Source organism: Actinomadura meyerae (genome assembly GCF_900188445.1).
Lineage (GTDB): Bacteria > Actinomycetota > Actinomycetes > Streptosporangiales > Streptosporangiaceae > Spirillospora > Spirillospora meyerae.
Map to the genome: position 1 here is coordinate 246,587 of NZ_FZOR01000005.1, position 16,846 is coordinate 263,432.

18 protein-coding genes and 2 pseudogenes are annotated in these 16,846 nt (G+C 72.9%); 6 read left to right on the plus strand and 14 right to left on the minus strand.

The features are described from left to right. Window position 1: 1 nt before the first annotated feature. The 5 genes from CHF16_RS08140 to CHF16_RS08160 all read right to left on the minus strand — a co-directional run bounded on the left by CHF16_RS08140 (window position 2) and on the right by CHF16_RS08160 (window position 5,787). Window positions 2–1,540, minus strand: a complete 1,539-nt coding sequence (locus tag CHF16_RS08140; protein ID WP_218826580.1) for a CocE/NonD family hydrolase — start codon at window positions 1,538–1,540, stop codon at window positions 2–4. 113 nt (window positions 1,541–1,653) lie between these two features. After that, window positions 1,654–2,769: a hypothetical protein gene (locus CHF16_RS08145; protein ID WP_089325296.1), complete on the minus strand. Its 1,116-nt coding sequence runs from the start codon at window positions 2,767–2,769 to the stop codon at window positions 1,654–1,656. A gap of 50 nt (window positions 2,770–2,819) precedes the next feature. Beyond that, a complete protein-coding gene (locus CHF16_RS08150) occupies window positions 2,820–3,422 on the minus strand; it encodes a DJ-1/PfpI family protein (RefSeq protein WP_089325297.1) in 603 nt (200 codons plus the stop codon). Then, window positions 3,419–4,369, minus strand: a complete 951-nt coding sequence (locus CHF16_RS08155; RefSeq protein WP_089325298.1) for a GlxA family transcriptional regulator — start codon at window positions 4,367–4,369, stop codon at window positions 3,419–3,421. The genes CHF16_RS08150 and CHF16_RS08155 overlap by 4 nt, the downstream gene beginning before the upstream one ends. A 68-nt stretch (window positions 4,370–4,437) precedes the next feature. Then, window positions 4,438–5,787: an LCP family protein gene (locus CHF16_RS08160; RefSeq protein WP_089325299.1), complete on the minus strand. Its 1,350-nt coding sequence runs from the start codon at window positions 5,785–5,787 to the stop codon at window positions 4,438–4,440. 361 nt (window positions 5,788–6,148) lie between these two features. Between CHF16_RS08160 and CHF16_RS40140 the strand changes: the two genes are divergently transcribed. Continuing rightward, window positions 6,149–6,301, plus strand: a complete 153-nt coding sequence (locus tag CHF16_RS40140; RefSeq protein ID WP_179271433.1) for a hypothetical protein — start codon at window positions 6,149–6,151, stop codon at window positions 6,299–6,301. A gap of 54 nt (window positions 6,302–6,355) precedes the next feature. Here CHF16_RS40140 and CHF16_RS08165 read toward each other — a convergent pair whose 3' ends face one another. Further along, window positions 6,356–6,910, minus strand: a complete 555-nt coding sequence (locus CHF16_RS08165) for an ATP-binding protein (RefSeq protein ID WP_179271434.1) — start codon at window positions 6,908–6,910, stop codon at window positions 6,356–6,358. 143 nt (window positions 6,911–7,053) lie between these two features. Continuing rightward, window positions 7,054–7,929, minus strand: coding sequence for an NAD(P)-dependent oxidoreductase (locus CHF16_RS08170; RefSeq protein WP_089325301.1), 876 nt, complete (start codon window positions 7,927–7,929; stop codon window positions 7,054–7,056). 134 nt (window positions 7,930–8,063) lie between these two features. On the opposite strand from CHF16_RS08170, the pseudogene CHF16_RS41280 reads away from it, so the two are divergent. The 4 genes and pseudogenes from CHF16_RS41280 to CHF16_RS08185 form a co-directional block, all read left to right on the plus strand. Then, window positions 8,064–8,696, plus strand: a pseudogene (locus CHF16_RS41280) (AfsR/SARP family transcriptional regulator); the annotation flags it as partial. 1,579 nt (window positions 8,697–10,275) lie between these two features. Beyond that, window positions 10,276–11,136, plus strand: coding sequence for an ATP-binding protein (locus CHF16_RS41285; RefSeq protein ID WP_245868284.1), 861 nt, complete (start codon window positions 10,276–10,278; stop codon window positions 11,134–11,136). A 3-nt stretch (window positions 11,137–11,139) separates the two neighbouring features. After that, window positions 11,140–12,039: an arylamine N-acetyltransferase family protein gene (locus CHF16_RS08180; RefSeq protein ID WP_089325302.1), complete on the plus strand. Its 900-nt coding sequence runs from the start codon at window positions 11,140–11,142 to the stop codon at window positions 12,037–12,039. Between the two features lie 73 nt (window positions 12,040–12,112). Beyond that, entirely contained in the window at window positions 12,113–12,301 is a 189-nt protein-coding gene (locus CHF16_RS08185) for a hypothetical protein (RefSeq protein ID WP_089325303.1), read from the plus strand. Window positions 12,302–12,305: 4 nt separating this feature from the next. On the opposite strand, the gene CHF16_RS08190 is transcribed toward CHF16_RS08185, so the two are convergent. From CHF16_RS08190 to CHF16_RS08205, 4 genes are all read right to left on the minus strand, one after another. After that, window positions 12,306–13,082: an MgtC/SapB family protein gene (locus CHF16_RS08190; protein WP_245868285.1), complete on the minus strand. Its 777-nt coding sequence runs from the start codon at window positions 13,080–13,082 to the stop codon at window positions 12,306–12,308. Window positions 13,083–13,171: 89 nt separating this feature from the next. Then, the gene (locus tag CHF16_RS08195; RefSeq protein WP_089325304.1) at window positions 13,172–13,363 is read right to left on the minus strand and encodes a hypothetical protein; all 192 of its coding nucleotides are present in this window, start codon (window positions 13,361–13,363) and stop codon (window positions 13,172–13,174) included. An 11-nt stretch (window positions 13,364–13,374) separates the two neighbouring features. Next, window positions 13,375–13,734, minus strand: coding sequence for a DUF3140 domain-containing protein (locus CHF16_RS08200; protein WP_089325305.1), 360 nt, complete (start codon window positions 13,732–13,734; stop codon window positions 13,375–13,377). A gap of 76 nt (window positions 13,735–13,810) precedes the next feature. After that, window positions 13,811–14,650 carry a polysaccharide deacetylase family protein gene (locus tag CHF16_RS08205; protein ID WP_179271435.1) on the minus strand — a complete coding sequence of 280 codons (840 nt, stop codon included), beginning with the start codon at window positions 14,648–14,650 and terminating at the stop codon, window positions 13,811–13,813. 108 nt (window positions 14,651–14,758) lie between these two features. Here CHF16_RS08205 and CHF16_RS08210 point away from each other — a divergent pair, with 108 nt between their 5' ends. Beyond that, window positions 14,759–15,592, plus strand: a complete 834-nt coding sequence (locus CHF16_RS08210; RefSeq protein WP_089325306.1) for a phosphoribosylaminoimidazolesuccinocarboxamide synthase — start codon at window positions 14,759–14,761, stop codon at window positions 15,590–15,592. An 18-nt stretch (window positions 15,593–15,610) separates the two neighbouring features. Here CHF16_RS08210 and CHF16_RS08215 read toward each other — a convergent pair whose 3' ends face one another. The 3 genes and pseudogenes from CHF16_RS08215 to CHF16_RS08225 form a co-directional block, all read right to left on the minus strand. Then, window positions 15,611–16,039: a YccF domain-containing protein gene (locus CHF16_RS08215; protein ID WP_218826581.1), complete on the minus strand. Its 429-nt coding sequence runs from the start codon at window positions 16,037–16,039 to the stop codon at window positions 15,611–15,613. 24 nt (window positions 16,040–16,063) lie between these two features. After that, on the minus strand, window positions 16,064–16,378 hold the full coding sequence (trxA, locus tag CHF16_RS08220) for a thioredoxin (protein ID WP_089325308.1): 315 nt from the start codon (window positions 16,376–16,378) through the stop codon (window positions 16,064–16,066). A gap of 67 nt (window positions 16,379–16,445) precedes the next feature. Next, window positions 16,446–16,754 (minus strand): annotated as a pseudogene (locus tag CHF16_RS08225) (MerR family transcriptional regulator); the annotation flags it as partial. Window positions 16,755–16,846: the final 92 nt, after the last annotated feature.

Sequence of the window (16,846 nt, forward strand, 5' to 3'; positions counted from 1 at the left end):
GCTAGCCGCGCCATACGGGGAGATGGATCGCGGACGGGTGGTTTACGTCGCGCAGGATCTCGAAGCGGGTGCGGCGCGACGCGACGGCCCGGCCGGCGGGCTCACCGGTGCCGTGGTTGCGCGCGAAGCGGGGGAACGCGCCGCCCGCGAGCATGACGCGCAGCCGGTGCCCGCGCAGGAAACGGTACGCGGTCGGATGCATCTCGATCTCTGCCCGGACGACGCCCTCGTCCCTGATGCGGAGGATGCCGTCGGTGACGTTGCGGGACGTGCCGTCGCGGTCGACATCGCAGAGGCGGATGAACAGGTCGCCATGGCCGGTGCTCGTCCGGACGTGGATCGTCGCCGAGACCGGGCCGATGACGTCGAGGTCGAGGTCCAAAGGCGCGCTCGTCAGGACGGCCACGTCGCCGCGCTGCTCGATGCGCGTGTTGTCGCGCTGCCCGCCCTTGCCGGGTGACAGGAGCGGCCCGCCGACGGTCGGGGTGGGGTCGATGGGGTCGTAGGTGAACGTGACGGGGTCGTTGTCCGGTGGGCCGTCCCAGACCAGGTTGCGGGCGAAGTAGAGCGGCGTGGGCTTGGTCTCGGGCGGCGGCCATTCGTCGAAGTCCAGCCACCGGTCGGCCTTTTGCAGGTGGAGCCTTACCGGCGCCCTGCGCAACTGGGCCTTGTCGCCGTGCAGGTGTGCGTTCAGCCAGGACACCTGGTCGGCGACCATCGCGCGGAGGGCTTTGGTGTCGTGTCCCCAGGGGCCGATGGTGATGCGCACCTGCCGTCCGGCCTCCTGGAGGGCGGTGAAGTCGCGGAGCTGGCCGCGCAGGAAGAGGTCCCACCAGCCCGTCACCATCGTGGTCGGGGTGGCGGTGCCGGGGACGGCGGCGCTGTGGTCGGTCTCCTGCCAGAACGTGTCGCCCGGCTCGGCATGGGCGGTGACTTCGCGCAGGAACGATTCGGGTCGTCCGATGGCGGCCGTGTCCGCCTCCCCTACAGGGAGGTGACGCATCGCCTGCCGGACGCGCCTGTCGTGCAGCGGTTTCTGGAGCGGGCTCCCCTTCTCGTCCTGCGTGCCCATCAACGACGACCAGACGAGCGTGTTGTGCAGCGCGAGCGCACCGCCCGGATAGAACGAACTGACGAACTCGGACGCGGTGATCCCGAGCCCCATCGCCGCCAGCGGCGGGTCCGCGTAGGGCGCGATGGCCCACTCGGTGAAGCCGAGGTAGCTCGCGCCCACCATGGCCACCTTGCCGTCGCACCACGGCTGGTCACGGAGCCACTTGAGCGTGGCAAGGCCGTCCTCCTTCTCGGTGTGGAAGGCGTGGAACTCACCGCCCGAACCGAGGATGCCGCGCACGTTCTGGATGACGACCTGGAAGCCCCGCCTTGCGAGGACCCCGGCGTACAGGCGCATCACCGCCTGCCGCTTGCCGTAGGGGGTGCGGATCAGGACGGCGGGCATCGGCCCCGCCCCGCGCGGACGGTACAGGTCGGCGACGAGTTCGACCCCGTCCGGCATGGGGACGCGCAGGTCACGGGCCATACGCACGTCCGGTGAAGGGACGTCCGGAAGCCCGAAGAGGCGGTCTACGAGTCGTCCCATCACAGCCATGCGCGCCCTTCCCGGTTCCCTGCTCCAGAAGAATGATCGCAGCGCTACGGGGTCAGGTGGCGCTCGTACTCGTAGAGGACGCCGGCGAACTCGCCCGTCGGCATCTCGCACGCGTGGCCCGGCAGCCACAGATGCTCCAACCGGACGGTCTGGACGTCGACCCGCAGATGGCACGCGTTCCCCGTGTGCTCCCAGCCGGGACGCGCCGCACGCACGACCTCCAGATGGTGGCGGTGGCTCTGCACGTCGTGGAGCAAGAACGCGGTCAGGACATGGCGCGGCCCATGGATGGTCTGCGTGAACGTGCTCGCAGTGGACGCGGCCCCCTGGAGGTCGACCCCGGAGTCGGCCAGCTCCGGGAAGAACACCCGCACGTGCCGGACGACGCCCTCGATCTCGATCGGCTGGCAGGGGAGGCGTAGGACGGCATCAGGGTCGACATAGCCGTGCACGGGGACACCGGCGATGACGCCCTCCCACGCCCCCGGGATCGCGTGGACGAAACGGGCCTGGGTGAGTGTGTTGCCCAGTTCCGCCAAGAGCCGCTCCGGGTCGATGCCGCGCGGCATGAAGGTCTTCGTGCCGCCGCGCAGCCGCGTGCCCGCCTCGTCCAGGACGGCCAGGTCGGCCCAGCACGGGCCTGAGGCCGTCTCCAGGACGCCGTGCGGGAGGCAGGCGTCCGGGTGCGGGGTCAGCCCGGCCATGTCCTCCAGCATCGCGCGCGGCGACTGGATGAGCCCCCAGCCCTGCGTCCGGTGGGACACCGAACCCAGGGCCAGGGAACTCGCCACGGGTTCGCCGTTGCGGGGCTCGCCGAGGACCCGTTCGAGGCTCCGCCTGCTCCGCAGCGAGCCGATCTGCTGGAGGTACTCCTCCAGGCACTGCCGCAGGACGGCCGGGTCGAGGTCGCAGGACGCCCATCCGCCGACGTCCCGCACGTGGACCATCGCGCCGTCGAAGTCGAGGCGGTGGTAGCGGTACTGCTCCTGCCAGGGCGCGGACGGATCACCGCCCAGCCGGTGCTGGGTCCGGGCGATCGCGGACACGTCCTCGCCCAGATCGTTGATCAGAAAGTCGCGCAGCGGGGCATGCAGCGGATCGGTCTCCACCGCGACCCGCCCGCCCTCGCTGCGGAACCGCACCGGTAGCGACATCGCCATTTCGGTGATTATGCCCATAAGCGAAGATCATCACCGAATGTTCGTTCCGATCAGCCGGGTTCGTCGGCCAGGTACGGCGGCGCGGGCTCGTACTGGATGTACCGGCGCACCGCGCGCGCGTGGTCGCGGCCGTGGATGCGTCCGATCAGCCACAGCGCCATGTCGATGCCCGCGGAGACCCCCTGGCTGGTGACGAGGTTCCCGTCCACGACGTAGCGGGCGTCGCGGACGACGGTCACGTCCCCCTGCGCTTCCAGCGTGTCCTCACTCGACCAGTGGGTCGCGACCCTTCGCCCCTTGGCCGGGCCCGCCGCGTGCAGCAGGAACGCGCCGGTGCAGACGCTCGCCACCCAGTCGGCCTGTTCGGCGGTCTTCGCTATCCAGCCCGTCACCGCCGTGTTGTGCAGCTGCGTCTCCCGTGCGCCGCGTCCACCGGGGACGAGGAGGACGTCCAGCTTCGGGTGGTCTTCCAGGGTGCGGTCTGGCACGACCCTCATTCCCTTGGCGCAGCGGACGGGATCCGTCCGCTCGGCGATGAGGAACGCCTCATCGCCTTGGTCGCGCAGCATCGCCGACGCCGTGAACACCTCCCATGGCCCCGCGAAGTCGAGTTCCTCCGCGTCCTCGAACACCAGCAGCCCGTACGTGGTCATGCGTACTCCCTCGTCCCTCTGAACCGGTCCCTGTAGTCGGACGGCGCGACACCGGCATGCCGGTGGAACGCCCTGCGCAGCGTCTCGCCCGTCCCGAACCCGAGCCGCCGGGCCAGCGCCTCCACGGGCTCGTCGCCCTCCACGAGCGCCCGCTGCGCCGCCTCGATCCGGACCCGCTCCACGTACGCGGCGGGCGGCACGCCCATTTCGGCGGTGAACCTGCGCTGCAGATGCCGCACGCTGAGACCCGACCGCTCGGCCAGGTCGGCGATCGTGTGCCGGGCGCCCGGATCGGCCTGCACGGACGACACCGCCGCCCGGATCGGGTCCGTCGCGGGCTGCGCCGACCACAGCGGGACGCTGAACTGCGACTGGCTGCCCGGCCGCCGCAGGAACAGCACCAGCTCCCGCGCCACCGCGTGCGCGGCGTCCCGGCCGAGGTCGTCCTCCACCAGCGCGAGGGCCAGGTCCATCCCGGCCGTGACGCCGGCGGACGTCCAGACGTTGCCGTCCCGGATGAAGATCGGGTCGCAGTCGACGTCGAGCCGCGGATACTCCGTCCTGAGCTGGTGCTCGCGGCTCCAGTGCGTGGTGACGCGGCGGCCGTCCAGCACGCCCGCCTCGGCGAGCAGCAGCGCCCCGGTGCACACCGACGCCACCCGCCGCGCGGTGGCGGCGAGGTCCGCGACCCGCCGCACGAGTGCCGCGTCCAGCCGTGCCCGGTCGACTCCCCTGCCGCCCGCCACGACGAGCGTGTCGACGCTCTCCGGGGCCAGGTCCCCGATGCCGAGGCCCGCGTACACGGGCAGCCCACCGGACGCCCGCACCTGCCCCGGCCGCGGCGCGGCGACCAGGCATTCGTACCGGCCAGTCCGCTCGAACACCTCATGCGGACCGGCCAGGTCGAGGACCTGGAACCCGTCATAGACCACGAACGCGACGCGCATGCCTCCAGGGTGGATTCGCGCAGCTCATGGCGTCAACGACGGGTATCCCACAGATCACGCCATGCGGCTCACGTGACCTTCTCGCACACGGTGTCGCTGGCCCGGCTCTCCCCGCGCTGGACGGGGATACCGCCGGACGTCCGGATCTCGGTGAAGCCCGTCCCGATGACCAGGTCGACGGCACCGGCCGGCGTCTTCGCGCGCGGCGCGACCTTGGCGCCGGGTACGAGTGCGGCGAGCGCGCGCGCCTGCGGCTCAGCGCCCGTCCCGTACCGGACGTAGGTCGCCTGCGTTCCGGTGGACAGGTTGCCGACCCCGGTCACCTGCCAGCCCCCGTCCCGGAGCTGCGCCGCGACCTGGGCGGCGCGTCCCTCCACGCCCGACGCGTTGTAGACCCGCACCTTCCCCGGCGGCGCGCTCGGCGCCGGCCCCTTCGACGCGTTCTGCTCAGGGACGACCTTGTCGTTGCGGATCGCCGCGAAGAACTCGTCGGCCGCCGGACGGGACAGCGCCACGCGGTTCCTGTCCAGCGGGTACGCGCCCGACGGCACGGTCACGAAGCGGAGCTTCCCGGCGCTCAGCTCGCGCATGCCCTGCGCGATCTTCAGCATCTCCGCGGCGGTCAGCCCCCGGTCCGTCGTCAGGGACTCCGCCGTGGCGCTGAGCAGCTCGTTCAGCCGCCCCGGATCGGTGAGGACGCCCCCGCTCATCGCCTCCTTGGCCAGCGCGCCGAAGAAGTGCTGCTGCCGCTTGATGCGCGCGGTGTCGCTCTTGTCGCCGAACCCCTTGCGGCTGCGGACGTACGCGAGGGCCTGCTCGCCCTTCAGCCTGTGCTCGCCCTTGGTGAGGTGGAGCCCGGAGTCCTTGTCGTGGACGTCGCCCAAGACGCACACGGGGACGCCGCCGACCGCGGTGGCGATCCGCTTGAACCCGGCGAAGTCGACCTGCACGAAGTGGTCGATGTGGATCCTCGTGAGCTGCTCGATGGTCTTCACCGTGCAGGTGGGCCCCGCGTGGGCCATCGCCTCGTTCAGCATGGCGACGCTCTTGCCCGGCGCCTTCGTCCCGTCCTTGCGGGTGCACGCCGGGATGGGCACCATCAGGTCGCGCGGGAAGCTGACGGCCAGCGCCTGTTTTCCGCCCGGCGACAGGTGCAGCAGCAGCATCGTGTCGGACGCGGGCGGCTTGTTCCGCAGGCTCCGCCCGTACTTGGCGTTCTCGCCCTTCCGCGTGTCGGACCCCATCACCATGATGTTGCGGGCGCTGTTCAGCTTCTTCGGCCGGTCGCCGCCGAGCCGCTCGTCCATGTCCTCGTGCTGGACGGCGTTCTGCAGCTTCCAGTAGTACCCGTACGCGGACAGGCTGCCCGTCACCATCACCGCCGCCACCGCGACGGAGAGCCAAGCCAGCAGCTTCATGACGCCTCCCGGCGGTGTATCTCCGTTCAGCGCCTTCCAGGTTCACGGCCGCGTTTCCGGTCGGGTCGCGATCGGACGGAATTCGTGATTGACACCGTGCCGAATCTGTGGCTAACTATTCCGCATGGAGCTTTGATACCCCTTCGGTCGAGCCGCCCCGGCACCGCGAACCGGCAGTCCGTCCGGCACTGCGCCCCAGCACTGCCCGTCGCCGTAGCCCAGGCCCCGCTCCCACTCCTTCCGTAGCGCACTTCCCTCGCATCCGCGGGTCCGCTGACCTGCGGTGCCGCCGTGCGCTTCCCTTTTCCCATCGTCGGCCCTTTCACGGCCGAATTCACGCCCGCCCGGAGGTGCTGTATTCATGCGTGCCATTAACAACCCCGAAAGCGACCCCTTCGCCAAGTTCCAGAAGAAGGGCAAGCGAAAGAACGCCGATTTCCGGTCGGCCAAGCTCGCGAACAACCGCCGCAACGCCCGGCGGCTGCCCACCCGGCAGCTCAACCGGGGCCGCTGACCGGAGGCACCGGCCGGGGGCGCACCCCGCGCCTCCGCGCCCCCGCGCGGCCCCTCATGCCCCGCTCCCGGTCCGGCCCCGCGCGGCCGGACCGGGAGCGGGGAACTCCGCCCACACCACCGTCCGCGGCCCGTCCGCGCGGAACCCCCACCGCGCCGACAGCGCCGCCACGATCCGCATCCCGCGCCCCGTCTCGGCCTCGTCCCGTACGCGTGGCGCCGAGTCCCGCACGTGCGGCCGGTCGCCCCCGGCGCCGTCGTCGGCGACCTCCAGCCGGACCAGGCCGCCGCCCGCCGTGAGGACGACCGTCACCTGCCCTCCCGCCAGCCCCGACGCCGTGTGCGTGATCGCGTTCGCGACAAGCTCGCTCACCACCAGCACCAGGTCGTCGACCGCGGGCAGGCCGTCCGCCGCGTCCCGGACGAAGTTCCGCGCGGCCCCGACCGACCGCCGCACCCCCGGCAGCGTGACCGCGCCGATCAGCCGTGCACCGGCCCCCGCCCCGGCTCCGGTCCCGCCGGGACCGGCGGAACCATGGCCATGGGCCGGCGGACCGGCCAGGGCGGCATGTGACACGTCCTCGACGCCCACCGCGGCAACTCCCTTCACGTCCGGAAAGTCGCCCGTCACCCGCAGTACGGTCCCGCCCCCGCCCCGCGTTCAGCCTGATCAGCCGCACGCGCCGGGACGGCCGCACCGACCACCGAAGGCGACCGTGCGCGCCGCCCGCCCCGTTCCGCGCCCACCGCCCGTCAGGGACGGCGCCGGATCGCGGTGACGACCGCGGAGAGGCCGTCCGCGCCGTGGCCGGCGTCCACGGCGCGCCAGAACAGGTCCCGGAGCGCGAGCGGCCACGCGGTGTCGATCCCGGCCTCCCGCGCCGCCTCGACGACGTGGTCCGCGCCGACCGCCTGCATGCGGAGGCTGTTCGCCTCGCCCGGGTGGGCGCCGGAGTCGATCTCCTCGGCGAGGATCTTCAGGAAGCCCATCGGGCCGTCCGCGGCCAGCTCGCGCAGGGTCGTGGCGGCGAACGGCGCGAACTGCCGGGCCGACACGCCTGCGGTCTCCAGCAGAGCGATGGCGTGCATGTAGGCGGTCAGCGTCGACCAGAACAGGAACAACTGGGACTGGTAGTACAGCATCGCCAGCCCGGGGTCGGCGCCGACGAACGTGACGTCCCCCAGCTCGGCGAGGGTCTCCTTGTGGCGGTCCAGCTCCTCCTCTGGGCCGCTGTAGAAGACGTACGAACCCGGCTGTCCGATGCCCGGCGGAGGCACCATGATGCCGCCGGTCACCAGGACGCCGCCCTGCGCGGACGTCCATTCGCTTGCGCGGCGCAGTTCGTCCGGGCTGCCGGAACTGAGGTTGACGACGACGCGCCCCTTGAGGTCGACGCCGTCCAGCGAGTCGTACATCGCCTGGTAGTCGGTCTGGCTGACGACTACGAGTTCGGACGCCGCGACCGCCTCGGCTGCCGTCGGGGCCAGGGTCGCGCCTGCCTCGACCAGTGGCGCCGCCTTGGACGCGGTCCGGTTCCAGAGCGTGGTCGGGTGGCCGTTCCCAAGGAACGTCCTGGCCATCGTCGAGCCCATGGGGCCGAGGCCGATGACCGTCACTGGAGACTTCATGGATTCCTCCTGATGGTGTGCTTCGCAGTGCGTGGCCCTCACCCTCGTCTTGGCGGCTACGGAACGGCTGCGGGTCCGTCCGTAGTGGTGGCTACGCTGGCGCCGTGCGTTTCGGGGTGCTGGGACCGCTCGCGGTGTGGACGGACGACGGGACGCCCGTCCACGTCCCGGAGGCGAAGGTCCGCACGCTCCTCGCCGTCCTGCTCACCGATCCCGGGCGTCCCGTTTCTGTCGACCGGCTCATCGACGCGCTGTGGGGCGACGCGCCGCCGCGCAACCCGTCCGGGACGCTCCAGGCCCGCGTCTCCCAACTGCGGAAGGTGCTGGACGGCGCCGAGCCGGGCGCGCGGAGGCTGGTCGCGCTGCGTCCGCCCGGGTACGCGCTCGACGTCGCCCCGGACGCGGTGGACGCCGGCCGGTTCGCCGCGCTCAGCGCCCGCCCGGCCGCCGATCCGCTCACCCGCAAGCGGCGCCTCGGTGACGCTCTGGCGCTGTGGCGCGGCCCCGCCTACGCCGACTTCGCCGACGCCGCGTTCGCCCGGACGTCCGTCACCGCGCTGGAGGAGGGCCGCCTCACCGCGCTGGAGGCCCTCGCCGAGGCGCGGCTCGAACTGGGCGAGCACGCCGCGGTCGCGGCCGAGCTCGCCGAGGCCGTGGCCCTGCATCCGCTGCGCGAACGGCTGCGCGCCGCGCACCTGCGCGCGCTGCACCGGGCCGGACGGCAAGCAGAGGCGCTCGCGGGCTACCACGATCTGCGCGCGCGCCTGGCCGACGAGCTGGGCGTCGATCCGAGCCCCGAACTGGCCGCGCTCTACCAGTCGATGCTCGAAACCGAGGCCGCCCCGTCGCGGAGCCCGGCCCCCGCGCCGCCCGCACCGCTCGGCGAAATCATCGGGCGCGACGACGATGTCCGCCACGCCCGCGAGCTGCTCGCCGAGCACCGCCTGGTGACGTTGACGGGCCCCGGCGGTGTCGGCAAGACCCGGCTCGCGCTGGAGACGGCCGCGCGGTCGCTCGCCGACCACCCCGACGGCGTGTGGACGGTGGAGCTGGCTTCTACCGGCCCTGTCACCGCAACGGGCGACGCGACCGGGGCGGGCGATGTGGCCGGGGCGGGCGACGTGGCCGGGCAGGTCGCCCGCGTGCTGGGCCTGCGCGACGAGTCCCCGGAGCGGCCGCTCGCCGACGCGCTGCGCGGGCGGCGGGCACTGCTCGTCCTGGACAACTGCGAGCACCTGCTCGACCCGGTCGCGGAGCTGGCCGCGCGGCTGCTCGCGGACGCGCCGGGCCTGCGGATCCTCGCGACGTCCAGGGAGCCGCTGGGCGTGCCCGGGGAGCGGTTGCAGATCGTCCCGCCGCTCGGGCTGCCCGGCCCGGAGAACGCCCCGGAGTCGCTGCTGGAGTCCGCGGCCGTCCGGCTGTTCGTCGCGCGCGCGTTGGCCGCGTCGCCCGGGTTCGCGCTCGACGCCGGCACCGCGCCCTGGGTCGCGGCGATCTGCCGGCGGCTGGACGGCCTGCCGCTCGCCCTGGAGCTGGCGGCGACCCGCGTCCGCGGGCTGGGGGTGCGGGACCTCGCGGCGCGGCTGGACGACCGGTTCCGGCTGCTTGCGGGCGGGCGGCACGGCGGCCCGGCGCGGCAGCGGACGCTCCGCGCGATGATCGACTGGAGCTGGGAGCCGCTGCCCGAGCCCGAGCGGCGGGCGCTGCGGCGCCTCGCCGTGCACGCGGGCGGCTGCACGCTGGAGGCCGCCGAGGCGGTCGGCGGCACCGGTGCCGAGGTGCTCGCCCGGCTGGTCGACCGGTCCCTCGCCGTCCGGGCGGAGGACGGCCGCTACCGGCTGTTGGAGTCGGTCGCCGCCTACAGCCTGGAGCGCCTGCGCGAGGCGGGCGAGGAGGACGAGTACCGTCGCCGCCACGTCGCGTACTACACCGACCTGGCCGAGCGGTCTGCGGAACGGCTGCGCGGCCCGGAGCAGGGCCGCTGGCTCGACCGGCTCGACCGGGAGGCGGCGAACCTGGACGCGGCCCTGCGCGGCGCCACCGGTTTCCGTCTGGTGAACGCCCTCGGCTGGTACTGGTACCTGCGCGGACGGTTCGGCGACGCGCGGCGTGCGCTCGCCGAGGCGCTCTCCGCCGACTCGCAGGCGTCACCGGCGAGGGCGGAGGCCGAGACGTGGCTGGCCGCGTTCACCCTGCTGGTCGGCGAGGGCACCGACTCCGAGGAACTGCGCAAAGCGGCGCTGAAGGACGACGGGGACCCGCTGGCCAGGGCCAAGGCGGAGTGGCTTCTGAGCCACGTCCACTGGGCATACGGAGATCTGGCCGCCAACGAGCGACGCGTCGAGCGTGCCCTGGCCGTGTTCCGCGCGCGCCGATCGCTGGTTCACGGCCGCCGCGCTCGCGACCCGGGCCAAGTTCGCCCTGGGCCGCGGGGACCTGCCCGCCCTCGCCCGGGACGCCGCCGACAGCATGGCGATCTTCGAAGAGCTCGGCGACCCGTGGGGACGGCTGGAGGCCGCCGACGCCCTCGCCCGCCTGGCCGAGACCACCGGCGACTACGACGCGGCGGCCCGGCACCTGCGGGACGGCCTGCGGCTGGCCGAGGAGCTGCGGATGTGGCCCGAGGTGTCCTTTCGGCTCGCCGGGCTCGGCCGCGTCGCGCTGCTCACCGGCGCCCTCGGCGACGCCCGCGACCTGCACGAGCGGGCCCTCGGCCTCGCGCGGCGGCACGCCGCGCGGTCCGCCGAGGAGTTCGCCGAGGTCGGGCTCGGGCTCGTCGCCCGGGCGAGCGGCGACCTCGACGCCGCCGAGGCCCACCTGCGGGCGCGGCTCGGCTGGCTGCGCGGCATCGGCGGGACGGCCGGCATCGCGTTCGTGCACGTCCAGCTCGGCTTCGTCGCCGAGGAGCGCGGCGACGCGCGCGCGGCCCGCGACCTCCACACCGAGGGCCTCGCCGCCGCCCGCGCCGTCGGCGACCCGCGCGCGATCGCCCTCGCGCTGGAAGGGCTCGCCGGTGCCCGCTCCCTGGCCGGGGAGCACGAGGCCGCGGCCGGGTTGCTCGCCGAGGCGGCCGCGCTGCGCGCCGAATCCGGCGCGCCGCTGCCCGCCGGCGAGCGCCGCGACGTCGACCGGATCGCCCGCCGGATCCGCGCCGCGGGAAAGATCCACGCCGGGTGCGGTGTTACCCCTGACACCGGCGAGAGGTGAGTCATGAGCGAAGATCTCGGTTACGGATGGCAGGGCGAGCTGCTGGACCTGCCCGCCTACTTGAAGCGCGTCGGCTACGACGGTGCCCTGGCTCCGACCGCGGCGACGCTGCGGGCGCTGCACCGGGCGCACGTCACGTCCATCCCGTTCGAGAACCTGGAGATCATGCTCGGGCGGCCCGTTGAGATGCCGCTGGACGCCGTCCAGGCGAAGCTGGTCGGGCGGCCGCGCGGCGGCTACTGCTTCGAGCACAACCGGCTGTTCGCCGCGGTGCTGGAGCGGCTCGGGTTCGAGGTCGCGGCGCTCTCCGGGCGGGTCATGCTCGGCGCGGAACGCCTCCGCCCGCCGACGCACGCGCTGCTGGACGTCCGTCCCCCGGACCAGCCGCGCGACGAGCCCGCCTGGCTGTGCGACGTGGGGTTCGGCGCGGGGCCGCTGGAACCGCTCCCCTTCATCGATGGCGCGGAGGCCGTCCAGGACGGCTGGGGCTTCCGCCTCAGGCGCGGCCGCGTAGGCCGCACCACGACCGCGCTAGACCCTGCCACGGCCGAATGGGAGATGTACCAGCGCGAGGCGAACGGCTGGCTCCGGCGCCACACGTTCGCCCTGAACGAGGTGTACCGCATCGACTTCGACGTCCTGAACTACTACGTCTACGCCAACCCCAAGTCGCCCTTCACCACCCGCCCCTTCGCGCAGCGCTTCTCCCCCGAGGCCCTGCACGTGCTGGACGGGACGACGCTGACCATCACCCGGCCGGACGGCGCGTCCGAGTCCCGCGAGCTCGACCCGGAGGAGCTGCCCGAGACGCTCGCCCGCGACTTCGGCATCGTCCTGGAAGGCGAGGACGTCCCCCGCCTTGTCGGATTCGTCCGTGAACGGGTCGTACCGGCGCAGGGTTGAACCGTGCGGGCGCAGGGTTGAACTCCGCCCTCTGGGTATCGCCTCCCTTCGGACCACCACGAGAGGAGGGCGCATGACCGAGAAGAAGAGGGACGAGGACAAGCCGCTCGCCGACCGGCGCGCCGAGGCCGGCGCGCCGCAGGAGGACGACGCCGACTTCGCCGGCGAGCACGCGCCCGGCCCGACCGACCCGCCGATCGCCGAGGCGGAGACCCCCGGCGGCGAGGACGACGGCTACAGCCCGCAGACGCGCGTCCCCTAGCGGATCACTCCCGGTCGTCGTCGCGGTCGGAGCCGACCGTGACGCCGACCACGTCGTCCAGCTCGCTGAGGTGCGCGATGAGGTCCGGGATCGAGCCGGTGCCCTCCAGCACGATCGACACCACGGCGTTGCCGGGCCGCCACCGGTCGGCCGGGTCGCGGCGGTCGCGCCGCTCGTCCCGGCCCCGGTCGGAGTCGTCGGGCAGGTACTCCCGGTCGATGCTGACCTCCAGGATCACGAAACCGCGCTGCGTGCACTCCATCAGCACCCGCCGCAGGACGCCGCGCCCGTCCCGGTAGACGAGCCGCATCCGGGCGAGCCCCGCCGGGCGGAACCGCTCCAGCGGCAGCCGCCGCGTCAGCGCGCTCAGCCCGTACACGACGAGGAAGTGGACGCCGGTCACCGCCACGGCGAGGATCGGCAGCCCGCCGCCCGCCGCCATGCCGACCGCCGCCGTCACCCACACGACCGCCGCCGTGGTCAGCCCGCGCACCGCGTCCCGCCGGACGAAGATCAGCCCGCCGCCGATGAACCCGATGCCGGACACGATCTGCGCCGCCACCCGGGACGGGTCGAGCGACACGTTGCCCGGCACGTCCTCGAACCCGTACTTGCTGACCAGCATGAACAGCGCCGACCCGACGCCGACGAGGGTGTGCGTGCGCAGGCCCGCGCTCTTGTTGCGCAGCCCGCGCTCCAGGCCGATGGCGGCCGACAGCACCATCGCCAGCAGCAGCTCCCCGATCTGGACGAACCCCTGGCCCGGCGATAGCTCGATCACCTTTTGTCCCTACCCTCTCGCCGTTTCCCACATGCCGCGCACGCGCGCGGGCCGCCCCGGTCACTTCCGGGGCGGCCCGCGCCGCGCGCTCAGTCGGGGTGCGGCGGACGCTGGCCGGGCGGGGTCCCGCCGCCCTTGCCGCCGCCCTTACTCCCCTTGTCGGTGCCGTGCGCGTGCCCCTTGCGCCGCGTCATCTTCGGGTCGGTGGCCTCCGGCGCCGGCTCGTCGGTCACGGCGGTCCGCTGCGAGCGCCGCATCTCGGGTTGCTGCGGATTCGGCATGTCCACGCCTCCTATGCGGTGGACGGCTCGGGCCGGAGCGGGTCGTGCCCCACGCTCATCAGCTCGTGCCGCCACCCGTCGTTCCGTTCCGCGTTGGGCGGACGGTTGTCGAGGTGGTCCTCGACGAAGTCCACGACCTCCTGCATCAGCTCCGCGTCGCTCTCGGTGAGGTCGACCTTCCGCTTGCGCAGGACGTCGACGACGCGGGCGCCGAGCTCGTTCACCCCCGGGCCGGAACCGGGCTCGGGGAACGCCACCTCGCCCGACGCGTCCGTGAGCAGCCACGTCCGCAGCTCGTCGGAGGTCATGTTGACGACCCGGTGGAAGTCCTCCCAGGCCAGCTCGACCTCAGCCGGTATGCGATCGTTCATCGGTCACTCCCTCTCGGCCGTACAAGGGCGGCCCTACCCGGAGACCGGCGTCGCATTCGCCCTCTTTGCCTGGGTTTCAGCGAGGAGTGACGTAGTCCTCCAGGCGGGCGACGGCGAAGCCCTGCTTGCCGATGCGCTTCAGCATGGCGGCGAACATCTCCGTCATCGTCGCGCCCTTGAGCTGCTCCGGGCCCCGGAAGTGGGCCAGCAGGATGTCACCGGGGTGCAGCTTCTTGTTGGCGTCGTCGTACTGCATGTCGTGGATCTGCATGGACGCCCGCCACATGACGATCCCGTCGATGCCGCACTCGCGGGCCGCCTGCTGCGTGGCCCAGTTCCATCGTCCGTAGGGCGGCCTGAGGAGAGTGGGCTCCGTCCCGTACTGCTTGGACAGGACCTTCTGGTTGCCGCAGATCTCGCGCTTCTGGCCGTCCAGCCCCAGGACCGGCAGGACGGGATGGGTCAGCGTGTGGTTCTGGACGCGGTTCCCCAGTGCCTGCAACGGCTTGAAGTAGCCGTAGTCGTCCTGGATGACGTTGTCGGTGAGGAACATGGTGACGGGCACTTGGAGGTCCGTCAGCATCTGGACGAACCGGGGGTCCTTCTCCTGCCCGTCGTCGATCGTGATGAAGACGACCCGCTGCTCGGTCGGGACCTTGTCGAAGACCTCCACGGGGCCCTTGCCGCCGAGCTCGAGCGGCTTCTCCTCCGGTGGCGGCGGCGCGGGCGGCAGCGGCTTGAGGCCCCACTTCGCCCATTCGGCCGCCTCATCCCGCACGACCGGCGTCGCGGTCGGGACCGGCTCCCGCTCCACCGGCGCAGGAGCCGCGCCGTCCCCCTCGGACGCCTCGCAGCCCCTGGCGCCCAGCAGCGCCACCAGCACCGCGGCCCCCACGACCGCCCGCAAAGCCCGCACCCCGGAGCCTCCCCCACGCGACTGCTCAGAACCTATCGGCCCACGTGGGGACGGCGTGCGGTGCTGTGCCAGACTCCTACCGGGCAGGACCGCTAGCTGAGGAGCGACATGGAGCTGATCCACTCGGGGAAGGTCAGGGACGTCTACGCGGACGGCGACGAGCTGATCCTGGTGGCGTCCGACCGGGTGAGCGTCTACGACGTCGTCCTGCCCACCCGGATCCCCGACAAGGGCAAGATCCTCACGCAGCTGTCGCTGTGGTGGTTCGAGCAGCTCGCCGACGTCATCCCGAACCACGTGGTGTCGGCGACCGACGTCCCGGCCGAGTGGGCGGGCCGCGCCATCCGCTGCCGCCGCCTGTCCATGCTGCCCGTCGAGTGGATCGCCCGCGGGTACCTCACCGGCCTCGGCCTCAAGGAGTACCAGAAGGACGGCACCGTCTCCGGGATCGCGCTGCCGGACGGCCTGGTCGACGGCTCCCGCCTCCCCGAGCCGATCTTCACCCCGACCACCAAGGCCACCGAGGGCCACGACGAGTTCATCACCTACGCCGACGTCGTGCGGGAGATCGGCGAGGACACCGCCGCCCGCCTCAAGGACGTCACGCTGGAGATCTACCGGCGCGGCGCCGCGCTGGCCGCCGAGCGCGGCATCATCATCGCCGACACCAAGCTGGAGTTCGGGCGCGCCGCCGACGGCACCCTCGTCCTCGGCGACGAGGTCCTCACGCCCGACTCGTCCCGGTTCTGGCCGGCCGACCAGTGGGAGCCGGGCCGCCCGCAGCACTCGCTCGACAAGCAGTTCGTCCGCGACTGGAGCAGCACCCTCGACTGGGACCGCACCCCGCCCGGCCCCGCCATCCCGCAGGAGGTCGTGGACGCCACCCGCGCCCGCTACATCGAGGTCTACGAGCGCCTGACCGGCACCCCCTGGACGTCCTGAACCGGGGCCGCGGGGTCGTCAGAAGGCGCCCCGCGCCTCGCGGGACGGGACGATCTCGTGCCCGAGCGGCAGCAGCGAGATCGGGATCAGCTTGAAGTTGGCGATCCCGAACGGGATGCCGATGATCGTGATGCACAGCACCAGGCCGGTGGCGAGGTGGCCGAGCGCCAGCCACCACCCGGCGACGATCACCCAGATGACGTTGCCGATCATCGAGCCGGCGCCCGCGCCGCGCTTGGGGACCGTCGTCCGGCCGAACGGCCACAGCGCGAACGCCGCGATGCGGAACGAGGCGATCCCGAACGGGATCGTGATGATCAGGATGCAGCAGATGATCCCGGCGATGGCGTAGCTCACCGCCAGCCAGAAGCCCGCCAGCACCAACCAGATCACGTTCAGCAGCGTGCGCACGGCGCCCTCCCGACGGCAGTGGGACGCCACGAGCATAGGGGGCGCCGCGCGCGCACGTGATCAGATGTGGCCGTCGAGCGCGGCCAGCAGCTGCCGCTTCGGCTTCGCGCCGACGATCTGCCGGACGACCTCGCCGTCCCGGTACAGGTTCAGCGTGGGGAAGCCCATGACGCCGTACCGGGACACGATGTCCGGGTTCTCGTCACCGTTGAGCTTCGCCACGGTCAGCCGCTCGCCGTGCTCGGCCTCGATCTCCGCCAGGATCGGCGCGATCATCCGGCACGGCGGGCACCAGTCCGCCCAGAATTCGACCAGTACCGGCTTGCCGGCGCCGCGCACGTGCTCGTCGAAGTTCTCGCTGGTCAGTGTGATCATTCGTCGCCTCCGGTGCGAGCGCGCACCCCGGGCAGGCGCGCGTCAGCTGGTCGGCCACGTCCGCGCGGAGGCGGATCAGGGCGCGGATCTCGGCGTCGATCTCCGCGAGCCTGCGCCGGGACACCGCGACGGACTCCGGGCAGGAGGCGCCGTCGGCGTGCCCGGCCCGCAGGCAGTCGACGAACGGCCGGGTGTCGTCCAGCGTGAACCCGGCCGCGAGCAGCGACCGGATCTCGGTGACGAGCCGGACGTCGGACTCCTCGTAGAGCCGGTACCCGTTGGGCGCCCGCCGCGCGGGCAGCAGCCCCTGCTGCTCGTAGTAGCGCAGCGTGCGGGTGCTGACGCCGGCGCGCCTGGCGAGTTCACCGATCCGCATCCGCCCTCCTCCGTGGCCGTCCGCGACGCTATCCCCTGACACCGGCGTCAAGGTCAAGCCCGGTTCCGGGGACGGGCCCGGCGGCCCGGTGC

Excerpts from the sequence above, each read along its gene's own strand:
- CHF16_RS08155 (WP_089325298.1), bottom strand. The coding sequence starts at position 4,369 with ATGCGCGTCGCGTTCGTGGTCTATGACGGGTTCCAGGTCCTCGACCTG.
- CHF16_RS08160 (WP_089325299.1), bottom strand. The coding sequence starts at position 5,787 with ATGAAGCTGCTGGCTTGGCTCTCCGTCGCGGTGGCGGCGGTGATGGTG.
- CHF16_RS08180 (WP_089325302.1), top strand. The coding sequence starts at position 11,140 with ATGAGCGAAGATCTCGGTTACGGATGGCAGGGCGAGCTGCTGGACCTG.
- CHF16_RS08140 (WP_218826580.1), bottom strand. The coding sequence starts at position 1,540 with ATGGCCCGTGACCTGCGCGTCCCCATGCCGGACGGGGTCGAACTCGTC.
- CHF16_RS08200 (WP_089325305.1), bottom strand. The coding sequence starts at position 13,734 with ATGAACGATCGCATACCGGCTGAGGTCGAGCTGGCCTGGGAGGACTTC.
- CHF16_RS08210 (WP_089325306.1), top strand. The coding sequence starts at position 14,759 with ATGGAGCTGATCCACTCGGGGAAGGTCAGGGACGTCTACGCGGACGGC.
- CHF16_RS08145 (WP_089325296.1), bottom strand. The coding sequence starts at position 2,769 with ATGGCGATGTCGCTACCGGTGCGGTTCCGCAGCGAGGGCGGGCGGGTC.
- trxA (WP_089325308.1), bottom strand. The coding sequence starts at position 16,378 with ATGATCACACTGACCAGCGAGAACTTCGACGAGCACGTGCGCGGCGCC.
- CHF16_RS08215 (WP_218826581.1), bottom strand. The coding sequence starts at position 16,039 with ATGCTCGTGGCGTCCCACTGCCGTCGGGAGGGCGCCGTGCGCACGCTG.
- CHF16_RS08185 (WP_089325303.1), top strand. The coding sequence starts at position 12,113 with ATGACCGAGAAGAAGAGGGACGAGGACAAGCCGCTCGCCGACCGGCGC.
- CHF16_RS08170 (WP_089325301.1), bottom strand. The coding sequence starts at position 7,929 with ATGAAGTCTCCAGTGACGGTCATCGGCCTCGGCCCCATGGGCTCGACG.
- CHF16_RS08150 (WP_089325297.1), bottom strand. The coding sequence starts at position 3,422 with ATGACCACGTACGGGCTGCTGGTGTTCGAGGACGCGGAGGAACTCGAC.
- CHF16_RS08195 (WP_089325304.1), bottom strand. The coding sequence starts at position 13,363 with ATGCCGAATCCGCAGCAACCCGAGATGCGGCGCTCGCAGCGGACCGCC.
- CHF16_RS40140 (WP_179271433.1), top strand. The coding sequence starts at position 6,149 with ATGCGTGCCATTAACAACCCCGAAAGCGACCCCTTCGCCAAGTTCCAG.